Annotated in this window: 13 protein-coding genes; 6 read left to right on the forward strand and 7 right to left on the reverse strand. The window is 65.6% G+C overall.

The features are described 5' to 3' along the window. Positions 1-200: 200 nt before the first annotated feature. The 7 genes from gyrA to dnaA form a co-directional block, all read right to left on the reverse strand. Positions 201-2,825, reverse strand: a complete 2,625-nt coding sequence (gene gyrA, locus LR393_RS10655) for a DNA gyrase subunit A (RefSeq protein ID WP_231483597.1) — start codon at positions 2,823-2,825, stop codon at positions 201-203. A 97-nt stretch (positions 2,826-2,922) separates the two neighbouring features. Next, on the reverse strand, positions 2,923-4,950 hold the full coding sequence (gene gyrB / locus LR393_RS10660) for a DNA topoisomerase (ATP-hydrolyzing) subunit B (RefSeq protein ID WP_407937304.1): 2,028 nt from the start codon (positions 4,948-4,950) through the stop codon (positions 2,923-2,925). Positions 4,951-5,307: 357 nt separating this feature from the next. Beyond that, positions 5,308-5,829, reverse strand: a complete 522-nt coding sequence (locus LR393_RS36295; RefSeq protein ID WP_231483599.1) for a DUF721 domain-containing protein — start codon at positions 5,827-5,829, stop codon at positions 5,308-5,310. A gap of 286 nt (positions 5,830-6,115) precedes the next feature. Further along, positions 6,116-7,285 (reverse strand): DNA replication/repair protein RecF, encoded by a 1,170-nt coding sequence (recF, locus tag LR393_RS10670; RefSeq protein WP_231483606.1) that lies wholly within the window; start codon positions 7,283-7,285, stop codon positions 6,116-6,118. Between the two features lie 266 nt (positions 7,286-7,551). Next, a complete protein-coding gene (gnd, locus tag LR393_RS10675; protein ID WP_231483623.1) occupies positions 7,552-8,481 on the reverse strand; it encodes a phosphogluconate dehydrogenase (NAD(+)-dependent, decarboxylating) in 930 nt (309 codons plus the stop codon). A gap of 19 nt (positions 8,482-8,500) precedes the next feature. After that, on the reverse strand, positions 8,501-9,631 hold the full coding sequence (dnaN, locus tag LR393_RS10680) for a DNA polymerase III subunit beta (RefSeq protein ID WP_345718678.1): 1,131 nt from the start codon (positions 9,629-9,631) through the stop codon (positions 8,501-8,503). 2,826 nt (positions 9,632-12,457) lie between these two features. Continuing rightward, positions 12,458-14,905 (reverse strand): chromosomal replication initiator protein DnaA, encoded by a 2,448-nt coding sequence (dnaA, locus tag LR393_RS10685; RefSeq protein WP_331282933.1) that lies wholly within the window; start codon positions 14,903-14,905, stop codon positions 12,458-12,460. Between the two features lie 808 nt (positions 14,906-15,713). On the opposite strand from dnaA, the gene rpmH reads away from it, so the two are divergent. The 6 genes from rpmH to rsmG all read left to right on the forward strand — a co-directional run bounded on the left by rpmH (position 15,714) and on the right by rsmG (position 19,527). Beyond that, complete coding sequence (gene rpmH / locus LR393_RS10690) at positions 15,714-15,851, forward strand: 50S ribosomal protein L34 (protein ID WP_052528269.1); 138 nt, start codon at positions 15,714-15,716, stop codon at positions 15,849-15,851. Between the two features lie 21 nt (positions 15,852-15,872). Continuing rightward, entirely contained in the window at positions 15,873-16,283 is a 411-nt protein-coding gene (gene rnpA / locus LR393_RS10695; RefSeq protein WP_331282934.1) for a ribonuclease P protein component, read from the forward strand. Further along, a complete protein-coding gene (gene yidD / locus LR393_RS10700) occupies positions 16,276-16,764 on the forward strand; it encodes a membrane protein insertion efficiency factor YidD (protein ID WP_231483642.1) in 489 nt (162 codons plus the stop codon). The genes rnpA and yidD overlap by 8 nt, the downstream gene beginning before the upstream one ends. Positions 16,765-16,779: 15 nt before the next feature. Continuing rightward, positions 16,780-17,898, forward strand: coding sequence for a membrane protein insertase YidC (yidC, locus tag LR393_RS10705; protein WP_231483644.1), 1,119 nt, complete (start codon positions 16,780-16,782; stop codon positions 17,896-17,898). Between the two features lie 222 nt (positions 17,899-18,120). Then, the gene (locus LR393_RS10710) at positions 18,121-18,762 is read left to right on the forward strand and encodes a Jag family protein (RefSeq protein ID WP_231483646.1); all 642 of its coding nucleotides are present in this window, start codon (positions 18,121-18,123) and stop codon (positions 18,760-18,762) included. Positions 18,763-18,768: 6 nt separating this feature from the next. Continuing rightward, positions 18,769-19,527 carry a 16S rRNA (guanine(527)-N(7))-methyltransferase RsmG gene (rsmG, locus tag LR393_RS10715; RefSeq protein WP_231483648.1) on the forward strand — a complete coding sequence of 253 codons (759 nt, stop codon included), beginning with the start codon at positions 18,769-18,771 and terminating at the stop codon, positions 19,525-19,527. The last annotated feature ends 2,408 nt before the right edge of the window (positions 19,528-21,935 follow it).

The raw sequence follows: 21,935 nt of genomic DNA on the forward strand, positions 1-21,935 counted from the left end.
CTCCACGCTCAGCAGTCGGCGGTACCCGCCGTCATAATTTGGTCAGATGAATTGATCGGCAGTGCCGAACATGGGTATGAAGCACACCCGTTTCGGCCGATCCTAGCGCTCGATACTGCGTGTCCCGACCCTACGGCATGTCACTCCGGCCGTCTCGTGAGTCATCTGTTACCCACGAGACGGCCAGAAGAGGCAACCGATCAGTCTTCGGAACCGTCCGCGTCACTCTCAGCAGTGCCGGTTTCATCCGATTCCGCCTGGTCAGTGGCCGATTCGGCCACTACCGCAGGAGTTTCACCCAAGGGCGCGTCGTCCACGCCCTCTTCGTCGTCCTCGAGTTCGGCGGTCTCGGTGTTCTTGGCCACCGCGATGATGCGGTCGTTCTTGTCGGGCTTGGCGAACACGACGCCCATGGTGTCGCGACCCTTGGCCGGCACCCCGGCGACCGCGGAACGCACGACCTTGCCGCGCTCCATGACGATCAGGGCCTCGTCGGTCTCGCTGACGATCATGGCGCCGACCAGGTCACCGCGCTCCTCGGTCAGCTTGGCCACCTTGATACCCAGGCCACCACGGCCCTGGACCCGGTACTGGTCAACCGGAGTGCGCTTCGCGTAACCATTTTCGGTAACGATGAAGACGTACTCGTCGGCGCCGTCCTTCACCACGTCCATCGACAGCAACTGGTCGCCGTCGCGGAACTTCATTCCGGTGACGCCCGAGGTGGCGCGCCCCATCGGCCGCAGCGCGGTGTCGTCGGCCGTGAACCGCACCGACATGCCCTTGCGCGACACCAGCAGCAGGTCGTCGCTCGCCCCGACCAGACGGGTGGAGACCAGCTCGTCCCCCTCCCGCAGATTCACAGCAATGACGCCGCCGGCCCGGTTCGAGTCGTACTCGGCCAGGCGCGTCTTCTTCACCAGACCGTCACGGGTGGCGACGATCAGGAAGTCCGCGTCCTCGTAGGTCCGCAGATACAGGACCTGGGCGATCTGCTCACCCGGCTGGAACGCCAGCAGGTTGGCCACGTGCTGCCCCTTGGCGTCCCGCTGCCCCTCGGGCAGCTCGTACGCCTTCGCCCGGTAGACGCGTCCCAAGTTGGTGAAGAACAACAGCCAGTTGTGCGTCGACGTGACGAAGAAGTGCTCGACCACGTCGTCGCCGCGCAGCGTCGTGCCCTTGCTGCCTTTGCCACCACGACGCTGGGCCCGGTACTCGTCCGACCGCGTGCGCTTGGCGTAGCCGCCCCGGGTGATCGTGACGACGACCTCTTCCTCGGGGATGAGGTCTTCCACGTTCATGTCGCCCTCGAAGGGCAGGATCTGCGTGCGCCGCACGTCGCCGTACTTGTCGACGATCTCCTGGAGCTCTTCGGAGATGATCTGACGCTGACGCTCCGGCGAGGCCAGGATCGCCTCGAGGTCGGCGATCTGGATCTCCAGCTTGGCCAGTTCCTCGACGATCTTCTGACGTTCCAGAGCGGCCAGCCGGCGCAGCTGCATGACCAGGATCGCGTCGGCCTGGACCTCGTCGATGTCCAGCAGCGCGATCAGGCCGCCCCGCGCGTCCTCGACCGTGGCGCTCGCGCGGATCAGCGCGATCACCTCGTCGAGCGCGTCGAGCGCCTTGACCAGACCGCGGTAGATGTGGGCCTGCCGCTCGGCCTCGGCCAGCAGGTAACGCGTGCGCCGGACGATGACCTCGACCTGGTGGTCCATCCAGTGCTTCATGAACTTGTCCAGGCTGAGCGTGCGGGGCACGCCGTCGACCAGGGCGAGCATGTTCGCGCTGAAGTTGTCCTGCAGCTGCGTGTGCTTGTAGAGGTTGTTCAGCACGACCTTGGCCACCGCGTCGCGCTTGAGCACGATCACGATGCGCAGCCCGGTCTTGCCGGAGGTGTCGTCGCGCATGTCGGCGATGCCCTGGATCCGGCCGGAGTCGACCAGCTCCGCGATCTTCACCTTCAGGTTGTCCGGGTTGACCATGTAGGGCAGCTCGGTGATCACCAGGCAGGTGCGGTTCTGGATCTCCTCGACCGTCACGATCGCGCGCATCGTGATCGAACCACGGCCGGTGCGGTAGGCGTCTTCGATGCCCCGCGTGCCCATGATCAGGCCGTGGGTCGGGAAGTCCGGGCCCTTGACCTTCAGGAGCAGCTGGTTGAGCAGCTCCTCGTCGGTCGCCTCGGGGTGGGCGAGCAGCCACTGGGCGCCCTCGGCCACCTCCCGCAGGTTGTGCGGGGGGATGTTGGTGGCCATACCGACCGCGATCCCGGCCGAGCCGTTGACCAGCAGGTTCGGGAAACGCGAGGGCAGGATGTCGGGTTCCTGCGTCTTGCCGTCGTAGTTCGGGGAGAAGTCGACGGTGTCCTTGTCGATGTCCCGGACCATCTCCATGGCCAGCGCGGCCATCCGGCACTCGGTGTACCGCATGGCGGCCGCCGGGTCGTTACCCGGGGAACCGAAGTTGCCCTGGCCGTCGACCAGCGGGTAGCGCAGCGACCACGGCTGGGCGAGACGCACCAGGGTGTCGTAGATCGCCGAGTCACCGTGCGGGTGGTACTGACCCATCACGTCACCGACGACGCGGGCGCACTTGTTGTAGCTCCGCTCGGGCCGGAACCCACCGTCGTACATCGCGTAGATCACGCGCCGGTGAACGGGTTTCAGGCCGTCCCGGACGTCGGGCAGGGCGCGCCCGACGATGACGCTCATCGCGTAGTCGAGGTACGACCGCTGCATCTCCAGCTGCAGGTCGATCGCCTCGACGCGGCCGGGGGAGGGTAGTTCGGGCAACGGGGGGCTTGCGGGCGGCTGCTCGGTCACATCGATCCTTTGTTTTCATCAGCGCCCTTGTGCAGCGCCAGTTCTCGATTGAGGACGACGTGGGCACCCAGGTGCCCACGTCGTCCTTTGTTCGAACTCAGATGTCGAGGAAGCGGACGTCTTTGGCGTTCCGCTGGATGAATGAACGCCGGGACTCGACGTCTTCACCCATGAGGATCGCGAACATCTCGTCGGCGGCCGCCGCATCTTCCATCGTGACCTGCAGCAGGACACGGTGGTTGATGTCCATCGTGGTCTCGGAGAGCTCGTTGGCGTTCATCTCGCCCAGACCCTTGTACCGCTGCACGCCGCTGTCGTCCTTCGGCAGCTTCCGGCCCAGCTCACGGCCCGCCGCGAGCACGACGTCGCGCTCCCGGTCGGAGTAGGCGTACTCGGGCTCGTTGCCCTTACCCGTCCACTTGATCTTGTACAGCGGCGGCTGGGCGATGTAGACGTGGCCGTGCTCGACCAGCGGCCGCATGAAGCGGAACAGCAGGGTCAGCAGCAGGGTGCGGATGTGCTGGCCGTCGACGTCGGCGTCGGCCATCAGCACGATCTTGTGATAGCGCAGCTTCGACAGGTCGAAGTCGTCGCTCACGCCGGTACCGAAGGCGCTGATCAGCGCCTGCACTTCCTGGTTGGCGAGAACCTTGTCGATACGCGCCTTCTCGACGTTCAGGATCTTGCCGCGGATGGGCAGGATGGCCTGGGTGCGCGGGTCGCGGCCGCTCTTGGCCGAGCCGCCGGCCGAGTCACCCTCGACGATGAAGATCTCGCACTCGGCGGGATTGGTGGACTGGCAGTCCGACAGCTTGCCGGGCAGGCCGCCACCACCGAGCAGGCCCTTGCGGCGGGTGGCCTCGCGGGCCTTGCGCGCGGCCATCCGGGCGGCGGACGCCTGGATCGACTTGCGGATGACGTCACGCGCGTCGTTCGGGTGCGAGTCCAGCCAGTCGGTGAGCTCGTTACGGACCACGCGCTGCACGAAGGTCTTCGCCTCGGTGTTGCCCAGCTTGGTCTTGGTCTGGCCCTCGAACTGCGGCTCTTTCAGCTTGACCGAGATGACCGCGGTGAGGCCCTCGCGGATGTCCTCACCGGCGAGGTTCGGGTCTTTCTCCTTGATCAGGCCCTTGGCCCGCGCGTACTCGTTGATCAGGTTCGTCATCGCGGCGCGGAAACCCTCTTCGTGGGTACCGCCCTCGTGCGTGTTGATCGCGTTGGCGTAGGTGTGGACGCTCTCCGAGTACGCGGTCGTCCACTGCATCGCCAGTTCGAGCGCGAGGCCCTTGTCCTGGTCCTCGGCCTCGAGGTAGATGACGTCAGGGTTGATGTTCTCGTTCTTCTTGGACGAGTTCAGGTGCTTGACGTAGTCGATCAGGCCGTCGTCGTACTTGTACGAGACCGAGAACTGCTTGCCGTTCTCGTCGGCGTGCTCCGGCCGCTCGTCGGTCAGCGTGAGCCGAAGACCCTTGTTCAGGAAGGCCATCTGCTGGAACCGGGTGCGCAGCGTCTCGTAGTCGAAGTCGACCGTCTCGAAGATCTCGGTGCTCGGCCAGAAGGTGACCGTGGTGCCGGTGTCTTCTTCCGGGATGTCTTCGCCCTTGGCCAGCGGCGCCTGCGGCACACCGATCGCGTAGGACTGGCGGTAGACCGAGCCCCCCAGGTGCACCTCGACGTCCAGCTCGCGGGAGAGGGCGTTGACCACGGAGACACCCACGCCGTGCAGACCTCCGGAGACGGAGTATCCGCCGCCGCCGAACTTGCCACCGGCGTGCAGCACGGTGAGCACGACCTCGACGGCCGGCTTGCCTTCGGAGGCGACGATGTCGACCGGGATGCCACGGCCGTTGTCCACGACCCGGACACCGCCGTCGGCCAGGATCTTCACGTCGATGTTGTCGCAGTAACCGGCCATTGCCTCGTCCACCGCGTTGTCCACGACCTCGTAGACCAGGTGGTGCAGACCCCGCTCACCGGTGGAGCCGATGTACATGCCGGGACGCTTGCGAACGGCCTCGAGGCCTTCCAGCACCGTGATGGCGCTGGCGTCGTAAGCGACTCCTTCGGCTCCGGCCGATTCGACGGTGGGGGACTCAGGGGCGCTCGGTATCGTCTGTTCGGCCACGAGTGGGGGGACTCCTGAAGCTTCAAGGGCCGGTGACTCTCGTCAGCGCGGCCGACGGTACGGGCCCGAGGGTGACCCGCTGAGTGCGGATCCCCCGGCGCCGCCGAACGCCCCCATCATATCTGGTCCTGCCCCAGATTCGCTCATCAGTGGGCCCAAACCAGGCATGTATCTGCCTCCCTGAGGGCTCCGAGCACATCTCTGCCGCATCAACCCGCCCCTTCGTGACTCCCGATACGTCTCGGGGCGGACTGTTCGACCTCAGCGCCACTCAGGCGCGCCGCTGCGCAACCCTCCGCGACCTGCCCCACTGGACCGATATGAACGATCTGTGACGCTTCGATCCGCCCATAAGTGTCACCCGTAGGTGTCGCCCGGGCCTTTCGAGCCGGGGGCGACGCGGGGGCCGTGTTTCCACGAGGGGGCCGAGGGGCCGCGCACCACGATCCGGGTCACAGTGCCCTCTCCCACCTCCCGGGCCAGCAGCCCGAGCAGGTTCGCCGAGAGCAGCCTGACCTGAGTCGCCCAGGCCGAGGAGTCGGCACCCACGGTGAGCACCCCGTCCACAAAGCTGATCGGCTGACAGTGCCCGGCGACGTCCGCACCGACGATCTGGTTCCACCGGCCGAGCACACCCCCGATGGCCACGGTCTCGGTCCAGCCGCGCTCGGCGATCAGCCGGCCCATCACCGAGTCGATGCCCTGTGGATCGCGGGCGTCCGGATGTGCTCCGGACCGGGTATTGGCGCCGTCGCGGCGCTGGCGCGCGAGCGCTGCGGCTCCGATGCGACCAGGGATCCCGGGTTTGTCCCCACGGGCGGCGGCGGCAGCGCGTGCTCTTCCGAGCGCTGCGCGCACCGCGTCGGCGCCACTGTCCACATCCCCCTGTGGATTTTCGATCGCGCTTTGACCTGCGGCGACACCGGATTGTCCGGCCTTCGAAGGGGTGCCCCCGCGACCCCTGTCCACAACCGAACGCGAATCGGAATCCACATGGTTATCCACAGTGGTGGCGGGGTTCCGGGCCAGGTCATCCCCAGCTTCACCGGCGTTTCCCACAAGGTGTGGGGAAGTTGTGGATAAAGGCTGTTCTTTGTTCGTGGCCGAGTTGTTGCCGGGGCCGGTTGCGCGCCCACCCTGTGCTCTGCTCGGCCCGCCACCGGATCTACCGGACACGTGTCACCGACCCCTTCGTCACGTCCACGCGTCCCCCGGTGAGGGCTTTCGGGACGTCTTCGGCCACTGCCGCCGTGACCAGCACCTGCTCGGCGCCCGACACCAGCTCGGCCAGGCGTTCCCGTCGGCTGGCGTCGAGTTCGGCGAACACGTCGTCGAGGATCAGGACGGGTTCGGCGGACTCGTCGCCGTCACCGCGCAGCAGTTCGTACGAGCTGAGGCGCAGGGCGAGCGCGAACGACCAGGACTCCCCGTGACTGGCGTATCCCTTGGCCGGCAGGCCGCCGAGGGTGAGCAGCAGCTCGTCGCGGTGCGGTCCGACCAGGCTGGTGCCGCGATCCAGTTCGGCGGTGCGCTGTTCCTCCATCGCCTTGAGCATGCGCTCACGCAGGATCTCGCGGTTGGGAACGTCGTACTGGGTGGGGACGTCGGCCACGGGGCCGCCGATGTCCTCACCCAGAGTGCTGCGATAGGTGAGAGTTGCCGTGCCCTGCCCGAGGCTGACCTGTTCGTAGGCCGCCGCGACCAGCGGGGTCAGGGCCCGCACCAGGTAGAGCCGGCCGAACAGCAGGTCGGCGCCGACGGTGGAGAGATGGGTGTTCCAGACGTCGAGGGTGCTGAGGTCGGGCTTGCGGCCCGCGCGCCTGGCCTTGCCCGCCGCCTTCAGCAGGGCATTGCGCTGGCGCAGCACCTTTTCGTAGTCGGACCGGGTGCCGGCGAACCGCGGTGCGCGCAGCACCAGCAGGTCGTCCATGAACCGGCGCCGGCCGTCCGGATCGCCCTTGACGATGGCCAGGTCTTCGGGGGCGAAGAGCACGGTGCGCAGCATGCCGAGCGCGTCGCGGGCCCGGGTGACCGGTGACCGGTTGATGCGGGCGCGATTGCTGCCGCCGGGCACGATCTCGAGTTCGACCATGGCCTTGCGCTCGTCGCGCTGAATGGCGACGCGGACCACGGCCCTCTGGGTACCGGCTCTCACCAGGGGCGCGTCCGAGCTGACGCGGTGGCTGGAGTGCGATGCCACGTAACCGATCGCCTCGACCAAGTTGGTCTTGCCCTGGCCGTTCGGTCCGACCAGCGCGGTCACCCCCGGCTCCAGCGGGAGCTCAGCGCTCTCGTAGGAGCGGAAGTCGGCCAACGAGACATGGGTGACGTGCATCGGGGCGGATCGGTCTCCGGTCTCGGGTCAGCAGGTCGGTTCGATGCGGGTCGATCTGCGGGGCTCGTTCGGTCCCGCACGGTCAATCGTCCATGGTCGTCCTGATCGGCGGTCCGAGTCCAACCGATCTTTGCGGTGTGGTCCCGGTCTGGTCCCGGGCTTACACGGCCGAACCGCCGGTCGCCCGGGATGGGCGGCCGGCGGTTCGTCGGTCCGGGTCAGGCTTTGTGCTGGAGTACCAAGCCCTGACCTGGCGTTCTACTTCTTCAGTTCTGGGTGGAACCGGTACCCGAGGTCGGGCCCGCGTCCGCGGCGGCCTTCGCGGTGGTGGCGTGACCACCGAACTGGTTACGCAGCGCGGCAACGGCCTTCATCGCCGGGGAGTCGTCCTGGCGGCTCGTGAACCGCGAGTACAGGGCGGCGGTCATGACCGGCGCCGGAACGGCGTTGGCGATGCACTCTTCGATCGTCCAGCGACCCTCACCGGAGTCGTTGACGTAGCCGGTGATCTGCGAGAAGCCCGGGTCTTCCTCGAGGCCCTTGACCAGGAGGTCGAGGAGCCAGGAACGAACGACGGTGCCGCGGGTCCAGGCCTTGAAGCTCCCGGTGACGTCCTTGACGATGTCCTTGGCGGCGAGCAGCTCGTAGCCCTCGGCGTAGGCCTGCATCAGGCCGTATTCGATACCGTTGTGGACCATCTTCGCGTAGTGACCGGCGCCGATCTCACCGGCGTGCACGAAGCCCTCTTCGCGCGGGCCCTCGGGGCGCAGCGCGTCGAAGATCGGCATGGCGCGCTCGACGTTCTTGGCATCACCGCCGACCATCAGGCCGTAGCCGTTCTTCAGGCCCCAGACACCACCGGAGACGCCACAGTCGACGTACTCGATGCCCTTCTCGGCCAGTTCCTTGGCGTGGATGATGTCGTCGCTGAAGCGCGAGTTACCACCCTCGATGACCAGGTCGCCGGGCTCGAGCAGGTTGCCCAGCTCCTCCACGGCGCCACGGGTGATCTCACCGGAGGGCACCATGACCCAGACGATGCGCGGTGCAGGCAGAGCGGCGACCAGCTCTTCGACCGAGGCGACGTCGCTGGCGTCCGGGTTCCGGTCGAAACCGGTCACCTTGATGCCGGCCTCGCTCAGGCGCTTGTACATGTTGCCGCCCATGCGGCCGAGGCCGATCATTCCGATGTGCACGGGGTGTTTCCCTTCGGGCTCAGCCCGCGATTCGCACCGGCATCAACAGGTACCGATAGCTGCTGTCGTCCGACCCTTCCGGATCGGTTTGCGGCGACAGCACCGCGGGCTTGGTGGGCTGAGTGAATGACAGGCGGACCAGGGGCGAGTTCAGTGCCCCGAGGCCGTCGAGCAGGAACTGCGGGTTGAAGGCAATAGAGAGTTCGTCACCAACTAGCGTCGACTCAACTGCCTCCGATGCCTGAGCATCTTCTCCTTGCCCGGCTTCCAGCGTGAGCAGGCCCTCCGTGAAGGTGAGTCGGACCGGAGTGTTCCGTTCCGCAACCAACGCGACACGTTTCACTGCATCTGTCAGAGCCTGCGTACCCACCAGCGCATATGTCGCCACCGTGTCGGGGAACAGGGCGCGGACCTTGGGGTAGTCGCCTTCCACCAGCAATGAGGTGGTGCGGCGACCGCCGGCCTCGAAACCGATCATCTCGGTTGCTCCGCCGGTGGTGAGAGCGAGGGTGACATCGGCACTGGTGCCGAGGGCCTTCGCGACGTCGGAAAGGGTGCGTGCCCGGACCAGGGCGACGCTGCTCTGACCGGGGTCGCCAGGATGCCAGGGCAAAGTACGCATCGCGAGCCGATACCGGTCCGTCGCCAGCAGCGTGATCTGGTCGCCCTCGATCTCGCACCGGATACCGGTGAGGATCGGGAGCGTCTCGTCCCGGCTGGCTGCGATGCTGACCTGCCCCACCGCCTGGGTGAAGATGTCGCCCGCGACCGTACCTGATGCGTCCGGCATGACCGGAAGGGTGGGGTACTCCTCCACCGGCATGGTCAGAAGCGTGAAGCGACCCGACCCACAGGTGACCGAGACCTTGGAACCGTCCGTGGTCACGTCGACCGGCTTGGACGGGAGCGACCGGGAGATGTCGGCCAGCAGCTTGCCGGAGACCAGCGCCGTACCGGCGTCGATCACCTCGGCCGGCACCTCGACGCGCGCCGAGACCTCGTAGTCGAAGCTCGAAAGCCGCAGCACTCCAACCTCGTCCGCCTCGAGCAGGAGACCTGCGAGGACCGGGACCGGAGGTCGGCTGGGCAGCGCCCGGGCCGCCCAGGCAACTGCGTCCGCCAGCGCGTCGCGCTCAACCCGGAATTTCACGGGTAACCCCTCCACAACTGGCCGATGACTGTCGGACGACGCACACGCGAGCCCGGGCTGGGCGATGTGTGGTTCTTGCCCGCCGACACTACGCGAGTTGGCGAGGCGGGGGGAATTCGATCGGCGGGTCGCGGGCGGCGGTGGGGCGGTTGTGGTCGGCAGCGGACGGCTGGGCCGAGGCCTGATGGGCCCCTGGGGGACATGGCGGACGTTCGGGTGCCCTCGGGGGGCGTTCCGGACGGCTCGGGGCTTCCTGGGGGCAGCTGAGGGCTTGAGGTGGGGAACGGTGTGTGTGTCGCGGGCGGTGGGAGTTCCACGGCGGTGGGAGTTCCACGATTGATCGCGTGGACGCCGGCTCGCGGTCGGCGGACCAGCTCCGCTTCGGCGCCGCTGCCCCTCGCCGAAGCGTTGATCCGCCGGACTGCTCCGGGACTGGCCTGGCTGCACTTCGGGTTCAGATCGCCACTTCGAGTTCATCGCTACTTCGAGTTCAGAGCGCTCGCCCGATGTCGGGCCGAAGGTCGCCGATCCTCAGATCGGCCGGCCCGCGGATTGATTGCCCGCTGATCCGCAGCCCCACAATCCGTTCCAGATCTCGTGGGTTCCGGCTCCAGATCTCGTGGGTCCCGGCTCCGGGCAATCCGCTCCGCCGAAAATCTGGCCCGACGATCCGCTCCCGGGCGATCACTTGGGTGACCCACCTAGGGGCGACCCACCTCGCGACGACCCACCTCGCGACGACCAATCTCGCGACGACCAATCTCCGGACCACTCTGCCCGCCATGAAGGCTTCGTCCATCGACCCGAGCGCCGGCCTCTCGCGAAGGCCCGTAGCGATGCAAGACCGCACGGAGGCCGGCGGTCGGGCAGCGGCGACCGCTGGCCGATGAGCACTTGCGGCCCCGACGAGTTATTCGAACACTTGTTCGTAGAACATATGTTCGAACACCTGAGCTTCCCCACAACCCACAGGCCGGGCAAGCCCCGCTCGATCGTCCAAGCCAAATGTTGGTGGATCATCCATTTCCTCGAGCAAACAGTTTGGTGTTTGTAGTAACGCTTGTGGATTCTGTGCATAACCCTTGTTTTTGCAGGTCGCAGGCTTGGAAGCCTGTTAATGGACAGTGGATGAATTTGCCGGTTCGGTGGAGAGTCGGTGGACAAACCGAGAGACACCCACAGGGTTGTCCACGGTTATCCACCGATCACCCACAACTGTCCACAGGTTCTCCCCAGAAAACGGCCCTTCATCCACGGAAATATTCACGGCGCATGCTTTGGGGTTATCCACTCGAGTGCAAACAGGTTGTCCACGGGGTGTCAGCACATCCCTCTGAAGCCCGAACGGCGCTCGAAAATATCGACGTTTTGGCCGGTCGGAGGCGTGGGATCAAAAGCGCAGCCCTGTTGATACTGCCTGTGGACAAACCGGAAACCGAACGCCCCATCCACAAAGTTGTCCCCAGGTGTGGGGACAAGCTCCATGACTGTCCACCGCTGTGGACAACGCTGCGCCCCTGTGGACAACGGGCAACTCGAGGCCGCCAAAGGGCTTTCGCTGACACCACCACGTGGCATGACCTCTCTCCCAGAGGTTTTCCACAGTTTTCATCCCCACTCTGTGCACAGTGTGGACAGCCAACCCCCGTAAGCAACGGTGCCAAGAGCCCGCTGCACCCAGCTTTTGCCCCCTGACCTGGCAAAACAAGAACAGGGAAGAACTTGCCTCTACGGCCGGGTCCCTGGGGGAAAAAGCGGGTGCCTGTGGAGAACAGGTGGACACTGCAAAAACACCCCTGCAAAAGAGTGGGAGAGAGCGGTTCGAGGCCCCAAAAACAGCTTGGGGGTGCCCGAGGAGAGTGCGGAGAGCTTGTTTTAAGAGAGACCGCGATTTTGTTGCTTTCCAAGCCCCGGGCTCGGGAACCAAGCATTTTGTTGACCCCTTGCTCCTTGTGAGACCAGCCAACAAGGCCTGTGGAAAGGCAAAATGCATCGCCCTGACTCGGTCGGAGACAGCGGCAGGCAGTCCTTTTGCAGGCGGATCTGGAGCCGAAGAGTCATCGGACGAGCTGGGCTGGACGGGGAACGGAACATCGAGCCTCGGGGCGTCGACACCTGCCCTGCCGTCTGGTCGACGGCGCTCAGGGCAGCGTCCAGCACCGGGGTCGGACCGGCGAGGGCGGCATTGAAAACACCCATCGTCAGCATGTTCACGCCCGTGCCCGCCGGCACCGCTCGTTCGGTGATCGCGGCCAGCCAGCGCGGCGCCCAGGAAGGCTGCCCCTCTTGGTGATTATGCAATCCCGGCCTTCGGCCGGGAAGTGGCCCCACTTACCCGGGGAAGGTTTGCATGATCACGAAAGGTTGGGGCGGGGGTCCTCGATGGTCGGCTACAGCCAGGGCCAGAGCCACATCGCCCGGGCGGCATCGGCGCCCGTAGGCCCTCCTGCACCTGCATCTGTCCTGCTCACGACCCTATGCGCAGTGACCGGCGGGGCCGCCCAGTAGATGGCTGTTGCCAACGGTTACAGCCCCGATTCCAGGCGAGGGCGTCCACTGCGCGCAGGACCGACCCAAAAACGAGACGAGAGCTTTCACCAGTGGAGTGGCCGCCAACCTCCGGCCACTCCACTGGTCACCTCGGAAAAAACTGCCCTATAAGCAATTTCAGAGAGTCTGGCGAGAAGCCGCGATCCCGAGCGCTACGCCTCTGACCCACGCAGAAGCGCAGGGCTGGGATGATCCGGTTGGGAGCTGTTTATCGTCCACAATTCTGAAAACAAACAGCCAGTGGACAACACCTGTGGATTATTGAGAAACCGCAGGTCAGGACATGCGTGAGGTCTGCTTGATGCGGTTCGTGAGCTCGGTGACCTGGTTGTAGGTCGACCGTCGCTCAGCCATCTGGGTGCGGATCTTGCGGTCTGCGTGAATGACCGTGGTGTGGTCACGGCCGCCGAAGAGCTGCCCGATCTTGGGCAGCGACAGATCAGTCAGCTCGCGGCACAGGTACATGGCGATCTGCCGCGCGTTGCTCAGCCCACGGGAGCGCGAAGGCCCACACAGGTCGTCGAGCGTGACGCTGAAGTACGCCGCAGTCTGAGCCATGATCGTGGCCGACGTGATCTCCGGCGTGTCGTCCGCCGGGATCAGGTCTTTCAGCACGATCTCGGCCAGCGACAGATCCACCTGCTGACGGTTCAGGCTCGCGAACGCCGTCACCCGGATCAGAGCACCCTCGAGCTCACGGATGTTGGTCGAGATACGTGAGGCGATGTACTCCATCACGTCGTCCCGGACCTCGAGGCGCTCGCCGATGGCCTTCTTCCGGAGGATCGCGATCCGCGTCTCCAGGTCGGGCGGCTGCACGTCGGTGATGAGGCCCCACTCGAAGCGCGACCGCATGCGCTCCTCGAACCCGGACAGCTGCTTCGGCGGAAGGTCGGAGGTGATCACGACCTGCTTGTTCGCGTTGTGCAGCGTGTTGAAGGTGTGGAAAAACTCTTCCTGCGTCTGCACCTTGTTCTGCAGGAACTGGATGTCGTCGATCAGCAGCACGTCAACATCGCGGTAGCGACGCTGGAACGTGCTCGCCTTGTCGTCACGGATGCTGTTGATGAACTCGTTGGTGAACTCCTCCGAGTTCACGTACCGCACGCGCACCCCGGAGTACAGGTTCATCGCGTAGTGGCCGATGGCGTGCATCAGGTGGGTCTTGCCCAGACCGGACTCCCCGTAGACGAACAACGGGTTGTAAGCCTTCGCCGGCGCCTCGGCCACGGCGACCGCCGCCGCGTGGGCGAACCGGTTACTGGCACCGATGACGAACGTCTCGAAGGTGTACTTCGCGTTCAGCCGGGCCGGCTCGACCGTCGGCTTCTGTGCCCGGTGACGTGCGGGGCGGTCTTCCGGATGCGGTTCGGAAGACGTGGCCGCGGGCAGGCCGGTGGCCTGCCCAGGGTTGTGCACACCGAGCGGACTGGGACCGCCCTGGCTTCCCGGCGCGGCACCTTCCAAGGGCTTCGCACGGTCGAGGTTACGGATGTCGATGATCGAGTCCGAGTTCTGGCCACCCCGTGATTCACCACGGAAACCGCTGTCGCCCTGCGGGTTACGGCTCGGCGTGGCATAGGGCTGCTCATGCCGGAAGCGCCGGTTCGGCCCGAACGTATCCGGGCCGTCGGGATCGCCCTGATGGTGGTAGCCGAAGGTGTCGCTGGACTGCTCGTCGCGCTGGTCAGCGGCGTCGTAGTCCGCCGCGGACTCGTCCACCGGATCGGCCTCGACCCCGAACCGGGAACGGGCCGGCCGCTCGAAGGGCTGCTCGGCCTGGCCCTCGGGACGGTCGCGCTCGGGACGGTCGCGCTCGGGACGGTCGCGCTCGAGACGGGACCCGTCGTAACGGGTGCTGCCGAAACGGTCGTCGTCCGCCTTCTCGTCCTGACCGGTGTCCAGGTCGAAGCCCAGCTGGTCGGGCTCGTGCCGAGGAGCTTCCGTCGGCTCGGCGTCGAAACGTCCCTGCTCGGGGTCGTAGCGGGTCTCGCCGTCAAACCGGTTGTTCTGGCGCATCTCCCGCCGGCTCTCGAACCGGGGGCGCTCGCCGTCATAGCGGTCGTTCTCGTACCGGTCCACCTCGTGCCGCGTGCCGGAGTAACCGCCGAACTGGCCGGGGTACTCGGGGCGGTAATCGGGCTGGGGCAGCGGGTAGTCCTGTTGCTGGTACTCGCCGCCGCCGCTCTGGTAGCGGTCGAAGTTGCTGCGCTCGCCCCGGTCGGTGCCGTCCGGCCGCAGGTCACGGGTGTCCGGCGCGGAGCGCGCGGATGCGCCTGGGTGCCACGGACCGGAGTTGTCCAGGTGCGAGTCCACGCGGAAGTCTGCACGCGGCTTTCCGAAGCCGGATTCACCCGAACGCGACTTCGGGTTACGCACTTCGTAGGTGGCGTTCTCCTCGGAGTCGAACATCCGGATGCCACCGGCCGGCGTACGTACGTGCACCGGCTCACCGCCCGCGAGGGAGGAGTCGACCGTCACGGCCAGGCGGATGGGGATGCCCAGGTGCTCCGAGAGAAGACCGGTGATCGTGTCCCGGACGCGCTGTTCCAGGATCTCCTTGGTCAGGTCGTTGGGGACCGCCAGGATGGCCGTTCCGTCGAGCAGGCCGACCGGCCGCGCGAGACGCACGAAGGCGCGCTGCTGCGGGGTCACACCCACTGAATCGAGCGAATCGAGGGCCCGGCGCCAGACTGAGGGGAAGTCCTCGTTCGGCGTTGCCACGCCGCTCACCTCCGTTACCTGTCCGTATCCGGTCGTTCGTCCACAGCGTTGTCCACACCCTGTGTATGAACGAGAGGCCGGACCAGGTCCAGTGTGCACTCGAGCCCGGTCGAACCCACCAGGCCCCCGTCGTCATCAACGGCGGACCCGGTTTGCAAATTCGACCTACGTGTCAATGACCAGCCAGTTCGGCGTGTCAGCGCAGCGGCAGAAGCACAAGAGAGGACCATAGCTCGTCAGGCCGCTGTGTGGGGGTGACCATGGTCCCGCCAGGCGTCGAACGGCGTTCCGGCAAATCCACATTCGCCCGCTCCGACCTGCCAGGTTGTGGATAACTGCAGCGATGCAGATCACGCCGGATTCACGTTTGCATCCGCTCTTCCGGTCGCCGGCGGCCCCGGGCCTCGGTCCGGGTGGTCCTCCACCCGTCGAACGGTAGGTGGTGCAGTCCGGGTTCCTGGGTCCCGATCCAATTCAGGACGAGGTACCTGGCGCACGTCGTCTCGGCACCTGTGTCACAGGGCCGGTGTCCGTGATGACCTGCTGTGGCACCCATGACACAGCGTTGCTCAGGGCTTTGATCGGTGCTTTGATCAAGGGCAGACGTCGTATCGGGCCCGCCCCGCGGAGTGAGTTTGACCGGGGGCGTGTGCGCCCGTACCGTGAGAGGGCTTGACGGCGACCTCTCTTCGCATGTCCACGCAACCCTGCGTGGGCGTCCGATGGAGGTCGGTGTCAGCGGTCGCTGTGGCATTCCCGTCACCGGCCGCACCGATCGCCTCAGCACTGACTATCTGGGAGTCCCCAAGTGAGCAAGCGGACGTTTCAGCCGAACAACCGGCGCCGTTCCAAGACGCACGGTTTCCGCCTGCGTATGAGCACCCGCGCCGGCCGCGCCATCCTGGCCGCCCGCCGCCGGAAGGGTCGCGCGGAACTCTCCGCCTGATCCGGCCGTCCCGGTCTCAGGGTGCTTCCCAGCGCTCACCGAATGCGTCACGGCAGTGAATTTTCCGCTGCAGTGCGCAAAGGTCGTCGCGCCGGTCGGCAGACCCTGGTCATCCATCTGAACCGCACTGGTTCGGATCCGGCCTCGCCGGCACGAGTTGGTTTCGTCGTGTCAAAGGCGGTCGGCCCGGCAGTGGTGAGGAATCGCGTGAAGCGGCAACTGCGTCACATCACGAGAGATCGCCTGGCGGCGTTGCCGTCGGGCTCTCTCGTCGTGGTGCGCGCAAATCCAGCTGCCGCCGGCTCGTCGACCCTCGCCGCCGATTTCGACCATGCCCTGACTTCGGCCCTCCGTGCGTCCTCCGGCGGTGGGCCCGAGCGAAGGCGTAGTCCAGATCGGGCGTCACCGGCGGCCGGGAGCCCCCGTGGCTGAGCAGCCGACGAGCTCTGCCACACCCCGGTTCCCCTTCCGTGCGCTCCTGCGTCGCGGTGCGGAACTTGTGGTCGGAGCAGTTCGCTGGCTTCTCGGTGTACCAAGGCTTTTGATCATTGGGTTCCTGACCCTGTACCGCCTGCTGGTCTCTCCGCTCTACGGGCAGACCTGCCGGTTCTACCCCTCGTGCTCGCAGTACGCGCTGACCGCGGTCCAGCAGCACGGAGCCCTTCGGGGTTCCTGGCTGGCCGGGTGGCGTCTTCTGCGCTGCAATCCCTGGAACGCCGGTGGTGTCGACCACGTTCCACCGGTCAGGAGCAAGTCCGGGTGCGAGCCCGGCGCGCACGAGATCATGCCGATTCAGGCAGACTCGCCCGCGCCACTCGCCGCCGAGCCCGAGTCCAACGACTCAAAGGCAGACAGCCGGGTGGCTCCCACTGACCAGAACTGCGCGCCGTCCGCATCACGACGTGCCGCTTGATCCGGCGAGGAGCCGATGACGCAGATCCTGAGACCCCTCGAGTACGTCGTCGCTTGGCTGATGGTGGGGTGGCACTCCGTCTGGACCGCGATCGGCCTGCCCGAGTCATCCGGCATTACCTGGGCCCTGTCGATCGTCGGCCTGGTGGTCGTCATCCGGATCATTCTGATCCCCCTCTTCGTGAAGCAGATCAAGGCTTCCCGAGGGCTTCAGCTGATCCAGCCCGAACTCCGCAAGATCCAGGCCAAGTACAAGGGCAAGACGGATCCTGATTCACGTCAGAAGATGACGCAGGAAACGATGGCCCTGTACAAGGACACGGGCACCAACCCGTTCGCGTCCTGCCTGCCCATCCTGCTCCAGGCGCCGATCTTCTTCGCCCTGTTCCGGGTGCTGAACGGCGACTTCGCCATCGGGCCGCTGAGCATGGACCTGCGGGGGCAGCTCAACAACTCGACGCTGTTCGGGTCGAAGCTGTCGGACACTTTCCTCGGGTCCTCCGACATCAGCACCAAGATCGTCACGGTCATCCTGATCATCCTGATGTCGGTGGCGACCTTCACCACCCAGCGTCAGCTGATGATGAAGAACATGCCGGCGTCCGCGCTGGACAACCCCTTCGCGCAGCAGCAGAAGATCCTTCTCTACGTTCTGCCGCTGGTCTTCGCGGTGTCCGGTGTCAACTTCCCGATCGGTGTCCTTCTCTACTGGCTCACCACCAACGTGTGGTCGATGGGTCAGCAGTTCTACGTGATCCGGCGCATGCCGGCTCCGGGTTCTCCCGCCGAGAAGGCCCTGAACGAGCGTCGGGCCAAGCGCGGCAAGCCGCTGCTGGGCCTGGGCTCGGCCAAGGAAGAGCCGGTCGAGGAAGAGCCCGTGGTGGACACCGTCCAGCGCGTACAGCCGAAGAAGCAGACCAAGGCCCAGCGTTCCAAGCAGACCGGCGCTGTCGCCAAGGCCGATGGCATCGTCTCCTCCGGAATCACCCCGGCACCTGGATCTTCGTCCTCCGGCCACGCACCGGTCCCGGGTTCGCCCGAGGCCGACGCACAGAAGGAGAACCGGAAGAAGAACCGCGGCCAGAAGGCACCGAAGACGCAGGGCCGTGCGCAAGGAAACGCGACCGAAACGTAAAATGGGGGCAGCTCTCGGCCCCTCCAGGGTCGGGTAAGTCTCGAGTATTCGAGCGCCGGGAACATTCGGCGCCGCGACCGGAATCCTTCCCGCACTGTGGGGGCGGGTTCCGGTCGCGAATCGTTCGTCAGACATCATGGAATTCATGTGGCCGGTCGTCGGGGGATGACCGGTGCCAGGCTTGCCGTTCGGCGAGCCGGCTGCGATGTGAGGAGACGGTTCATGGAGAGCGGCGAACAGGCCGAAGCAGTGACGGTCAAGGAGCGTCCCGTGGATGACGCGGAGCCCACGACGGCTGCCGACGACATCACCACGGAAGAGTCCTCCGAGGCCGCAGAGGACACTGCCGCGGGTGGTTCGAAACGGTCCTCCCGCTCGCGAGCGTCCATCAAAGACCTTGAGGAAGAGGGCGACGTCGCCGCCGACTACCTCGAGGAGTTCCTCGACATCGTCGATGTCGACGGGGACATCGACATCGATGTGGAGAACGGACGCGCGTCCGTCGCGATCGTTGCCGACGGGGCGAACGATCGGGCCCTGCGCCGTTTCGTCGGCTCGAGTGGTGAGGTGCTGGAGGCTCTTCAGGAGCTGACCCGTCTCGCCGTCCAGGCCAACACCGGTGAGCGCAGCCGGCTGATGCTTGATGTCGCTGGGTACCGCGCGCAGCGCCGCGCCCAGCTCACCGAGAAGGCTGGCAAGGTCTGCCAGCAGGTCAAGACCAGTGGCAAGTCCGTCGCCATGGAGCCGATGAGCGCCTTCGAGCGCAAGATCGTCCACGACGTGGTGGCTGAGGCCGGGCTGAGCAGTGAGTCCGAGGGCGTCGACCCGAACCGGCACGTGGTCGTGCTGCCGGCGGAGTCCTGAGACTTCGTGCCTGTCGAACCTACTGAGGAAGAGGCAGCAGCGGCCCGGACAGTGTTCGGGCCGCGACTCGACCTCGCACATGCATATGCCCAGGCTCTCGCCACTGTTGGCGTCGAGCGTGGGCTCATCGGCCCCCGTGAGGCCGAACGGATCTGGGAACGTCACCTTCTCAACTGCGCCGTGCTCCAGGAGCTCGCGCCCGACGACGCCGAGCTCGGCGACGTGGGCAGCGGCGCAGGTCTTCCTGGCATCCCGGTGGCTATCGCCCGTCCCGATCTCAGCGTCTACCTGATCGAGCCGATGCTCCGCCGCACCACGTGGCTGCGGGAGATCATCACTGAGCTGGGCCTGACCAACGTCGAGATCATCCGGGCCAAGGCTCACATTGTGGCCGAGTCGGGGCAGCACTTCGACGTCGTCACATCACGCGCCGTCGCCGCCCTGCCCACTCTCGCCGAGTGGTCCATGCCCCTCGTTCGCAAGGATGGCCAGCTGTTGGCCATCAAGGGCGACACCGCAGAGGACGAGCTAGCCGCCGCCGGCGAGACCCTCACCGCTCTGGGGGCTGCGTCGGCTGAGGTAGTGCGCTGTGGTGAGTCCGTTTTGGGGACGCCCACCACGGCAGTGCGGATCGTTGCCGGCCGCACCGGCAAGGTTTCCAAGAAAAAGAAGAGCAGCCCGAGCCCGTCGGCCGGAGCTTCGAGTAAGAAGAAGTCACCGCCTCCCCGAGGCGGTAACCGATCTGACGCAGGACGCCGAAGGTAGTCGGCGGATAACTGATCGACTGGTGGGGTTCGGATGGACCGAGAGGTTCACCCGAACCCTTTCCTGTTCGGTCTCAGCGCCGGTGCTGCACCGCGGTGCTCTGCGAGTGGGACTCTGGCTCTCATCTGGTTGAGTTCTGTCCGGGGTCGGCGCTGACCGCCTGATTCGGCGCTAGCTCTCCTGACGCCATCAGCGCTGCGTCGCGATTCCGTCACTTCATGTCGCGGCCTGTAGCTACGTTCTGTCATCGCGATCACGGTTCTCCCTTGCCATCCACAGCTATCCACCTCCCCTGTGTATAGACCTGTGGATAACTGCTGCGTGAGGTGAATTTTCCGGGCGTCCCGTCTTGGCCCCGAGCATCGCCGTGAAGGGCTTCGTCCCTCTCGTACGTGGTTTTGACCTGCAGCTTCACTTGGCTGGACCGGTCAGGCCCAACTGCCTGCGATCCGCCTGCGGTGCCCTCGCCATCTCTGGACAGCACTGTGGAAAAACTCGCGTCCACAGTGCTGCGAGCCGGTTCGAACAGATGTCTTGACCAAGCGTCCGGGGTTGTCGGCGTGATCACGGTGCGAGAGCAAACGTCGAGCTGGCCGGGGAAGGCAAAAGCTTGGCGTTGTGGTTCTGGGCAGCGGCCGAAGGCACGTGGGGGATCAGCCGAGCTGGTTGAGCTGCGGTTCGGGTCGTACTCCTGGCTGCCGAAATGCTGTTAGACCGTTTTGCTGGGTGATCAATTTGCAGCTCTGCAGGGACATGGAGCCGGCTATCTGGCTCAGCCATAGACGTGCCAGCTGTCCGTGGCATCCCGGTGGCTGAAGATCTCCATGGCAGTGCCACCTGCCATCTCCAGGTCAGTCTGGGCTTATGGCAGCGCGGCCTTCCCGAAATGCTGCGGACGCCGGGGAGCACGCCACTTAGGTGGCCACCTCCCATGACTTGCGTCTGGCGTTGCGGGCTGATGGGTCGGCTAGATGGCTCGTGGCAACGGCGTGACCTAGGCACACAGGCTGTCCGGTCGTCATTGCTTGTCATTCGCTGGTGGCGGCAGCAGCCGACGCCGCGTGCCGGGATCATCAGACACTTTGCTCGATCTGGCCGAAGCGGGGTGGTCAGGTGCCCTGTACGCGGCGGCTGTTGGAGCCAGATCGGGTGGCACTTGGCGACGTGAGAGTCAGCGTGATTTCACCGACCCCATCATCGTGCAGAGAGCTGAGCAATTGGAGCGCCCACTGGAAGTCCATTCCTGCTGAGAGGTATCCGGTGGCCGCACTGAGCGTGGCCCGTCGTAACGGCGATGTCCTACTAGGGCCAATCCTGGCCTCCCTTAGACGGTCACCGGGCACTCCCTCGCATACGGCGGCGATTTCCAAGCATGCCCGAGTGCGGTGGTCACGAATGATCGCGGCCGCCCTCCGCTCTCTTGCTCGTGATCATACGAACCTTCCCGTGGACGGTTCGCATGATCGCGAACAAGAAGATGGCCAATGCTTAGTCGTTTGGCACTGCAGTAGTAGGAGCAAGGGCTGTGAAGGGGAAGTAGTCTCACGGCCTGGCGAGGCTGGGCGGCGGATGCCTGCTGGCCGACCGAGGCTGCATTAGTGCGGTGTGAGCTATCGGTCCGCAGGACATGTAGAGACCAAATTCGGGGCGATAGCTGCTTTCTGAACTTGGCCGCTCGTTCATCTGTGATTAGGCGGGCAGACACGAACGACCGTGGCTATCCATCGCGTGCTTAGGTCGCTCTGCCGCCTCGCCGGTGGAACTCTTACTCAACGGGCTTTTCATACTTCTGGCTAGTTCCTAATGGTTCGATGCTTTTAAGAGCCAAGTTGTCGTCGGACCAGGTGCGGCTTCGCCCGGCGCCGGCCGGGTGGCTTCCGGTGGTCGGATCTCGATCAGTCGTTCAGACCTTGAGCGGGAACCAAGCATTCCATGGGCCCGGTAGAAGAGCATCCGACCTGGAGATTGGAGCGTGGCGCAGCTGCCGAGGGGTGCGTAGGTCAGAAGTACACGTCCCTGGATGGTCCTCGCGGCAGCCCGGACGCCTCTCGTTCAGCCGTCGACTGATGGGCGCTTCTCTATGAGCGTGTGCCGTAGATCCGATTACCTGTGGCGCTGACCGTTGCCATGCCTCGCCCCGGATCTCGCCGAGCGCTCATTGTGTGGTGGCCGGCAGAGGCGTGAAGCCGTCTCCTGGAAGCCACACAAAGGGCTCTCAGCGGCTTGGCCGACCGAGATGGATCTACAGGTGGTGTCAAAGATTTGGTCCGCCACAAATGAACCTAGAGCTTTGGGCGGACGAAGCCGCCCCGCTGATCGAGAGGTCCGTCAGCATGCTCCTTTGAGGGCCAAGGCTGCGCCAACCACCTGTTTCACGTGAATCAGCGACGCCCAGACCGCCGATCCAC

This window comes from Kineosporia mesophila (genome assembly GCF_021129235.1).
Lineage (GTDB): Bacteria > Actinomycetota > Actinomycetes > Actinomycetales > Kineosporiaceae > Kineosporia > Kineosporia mesophila.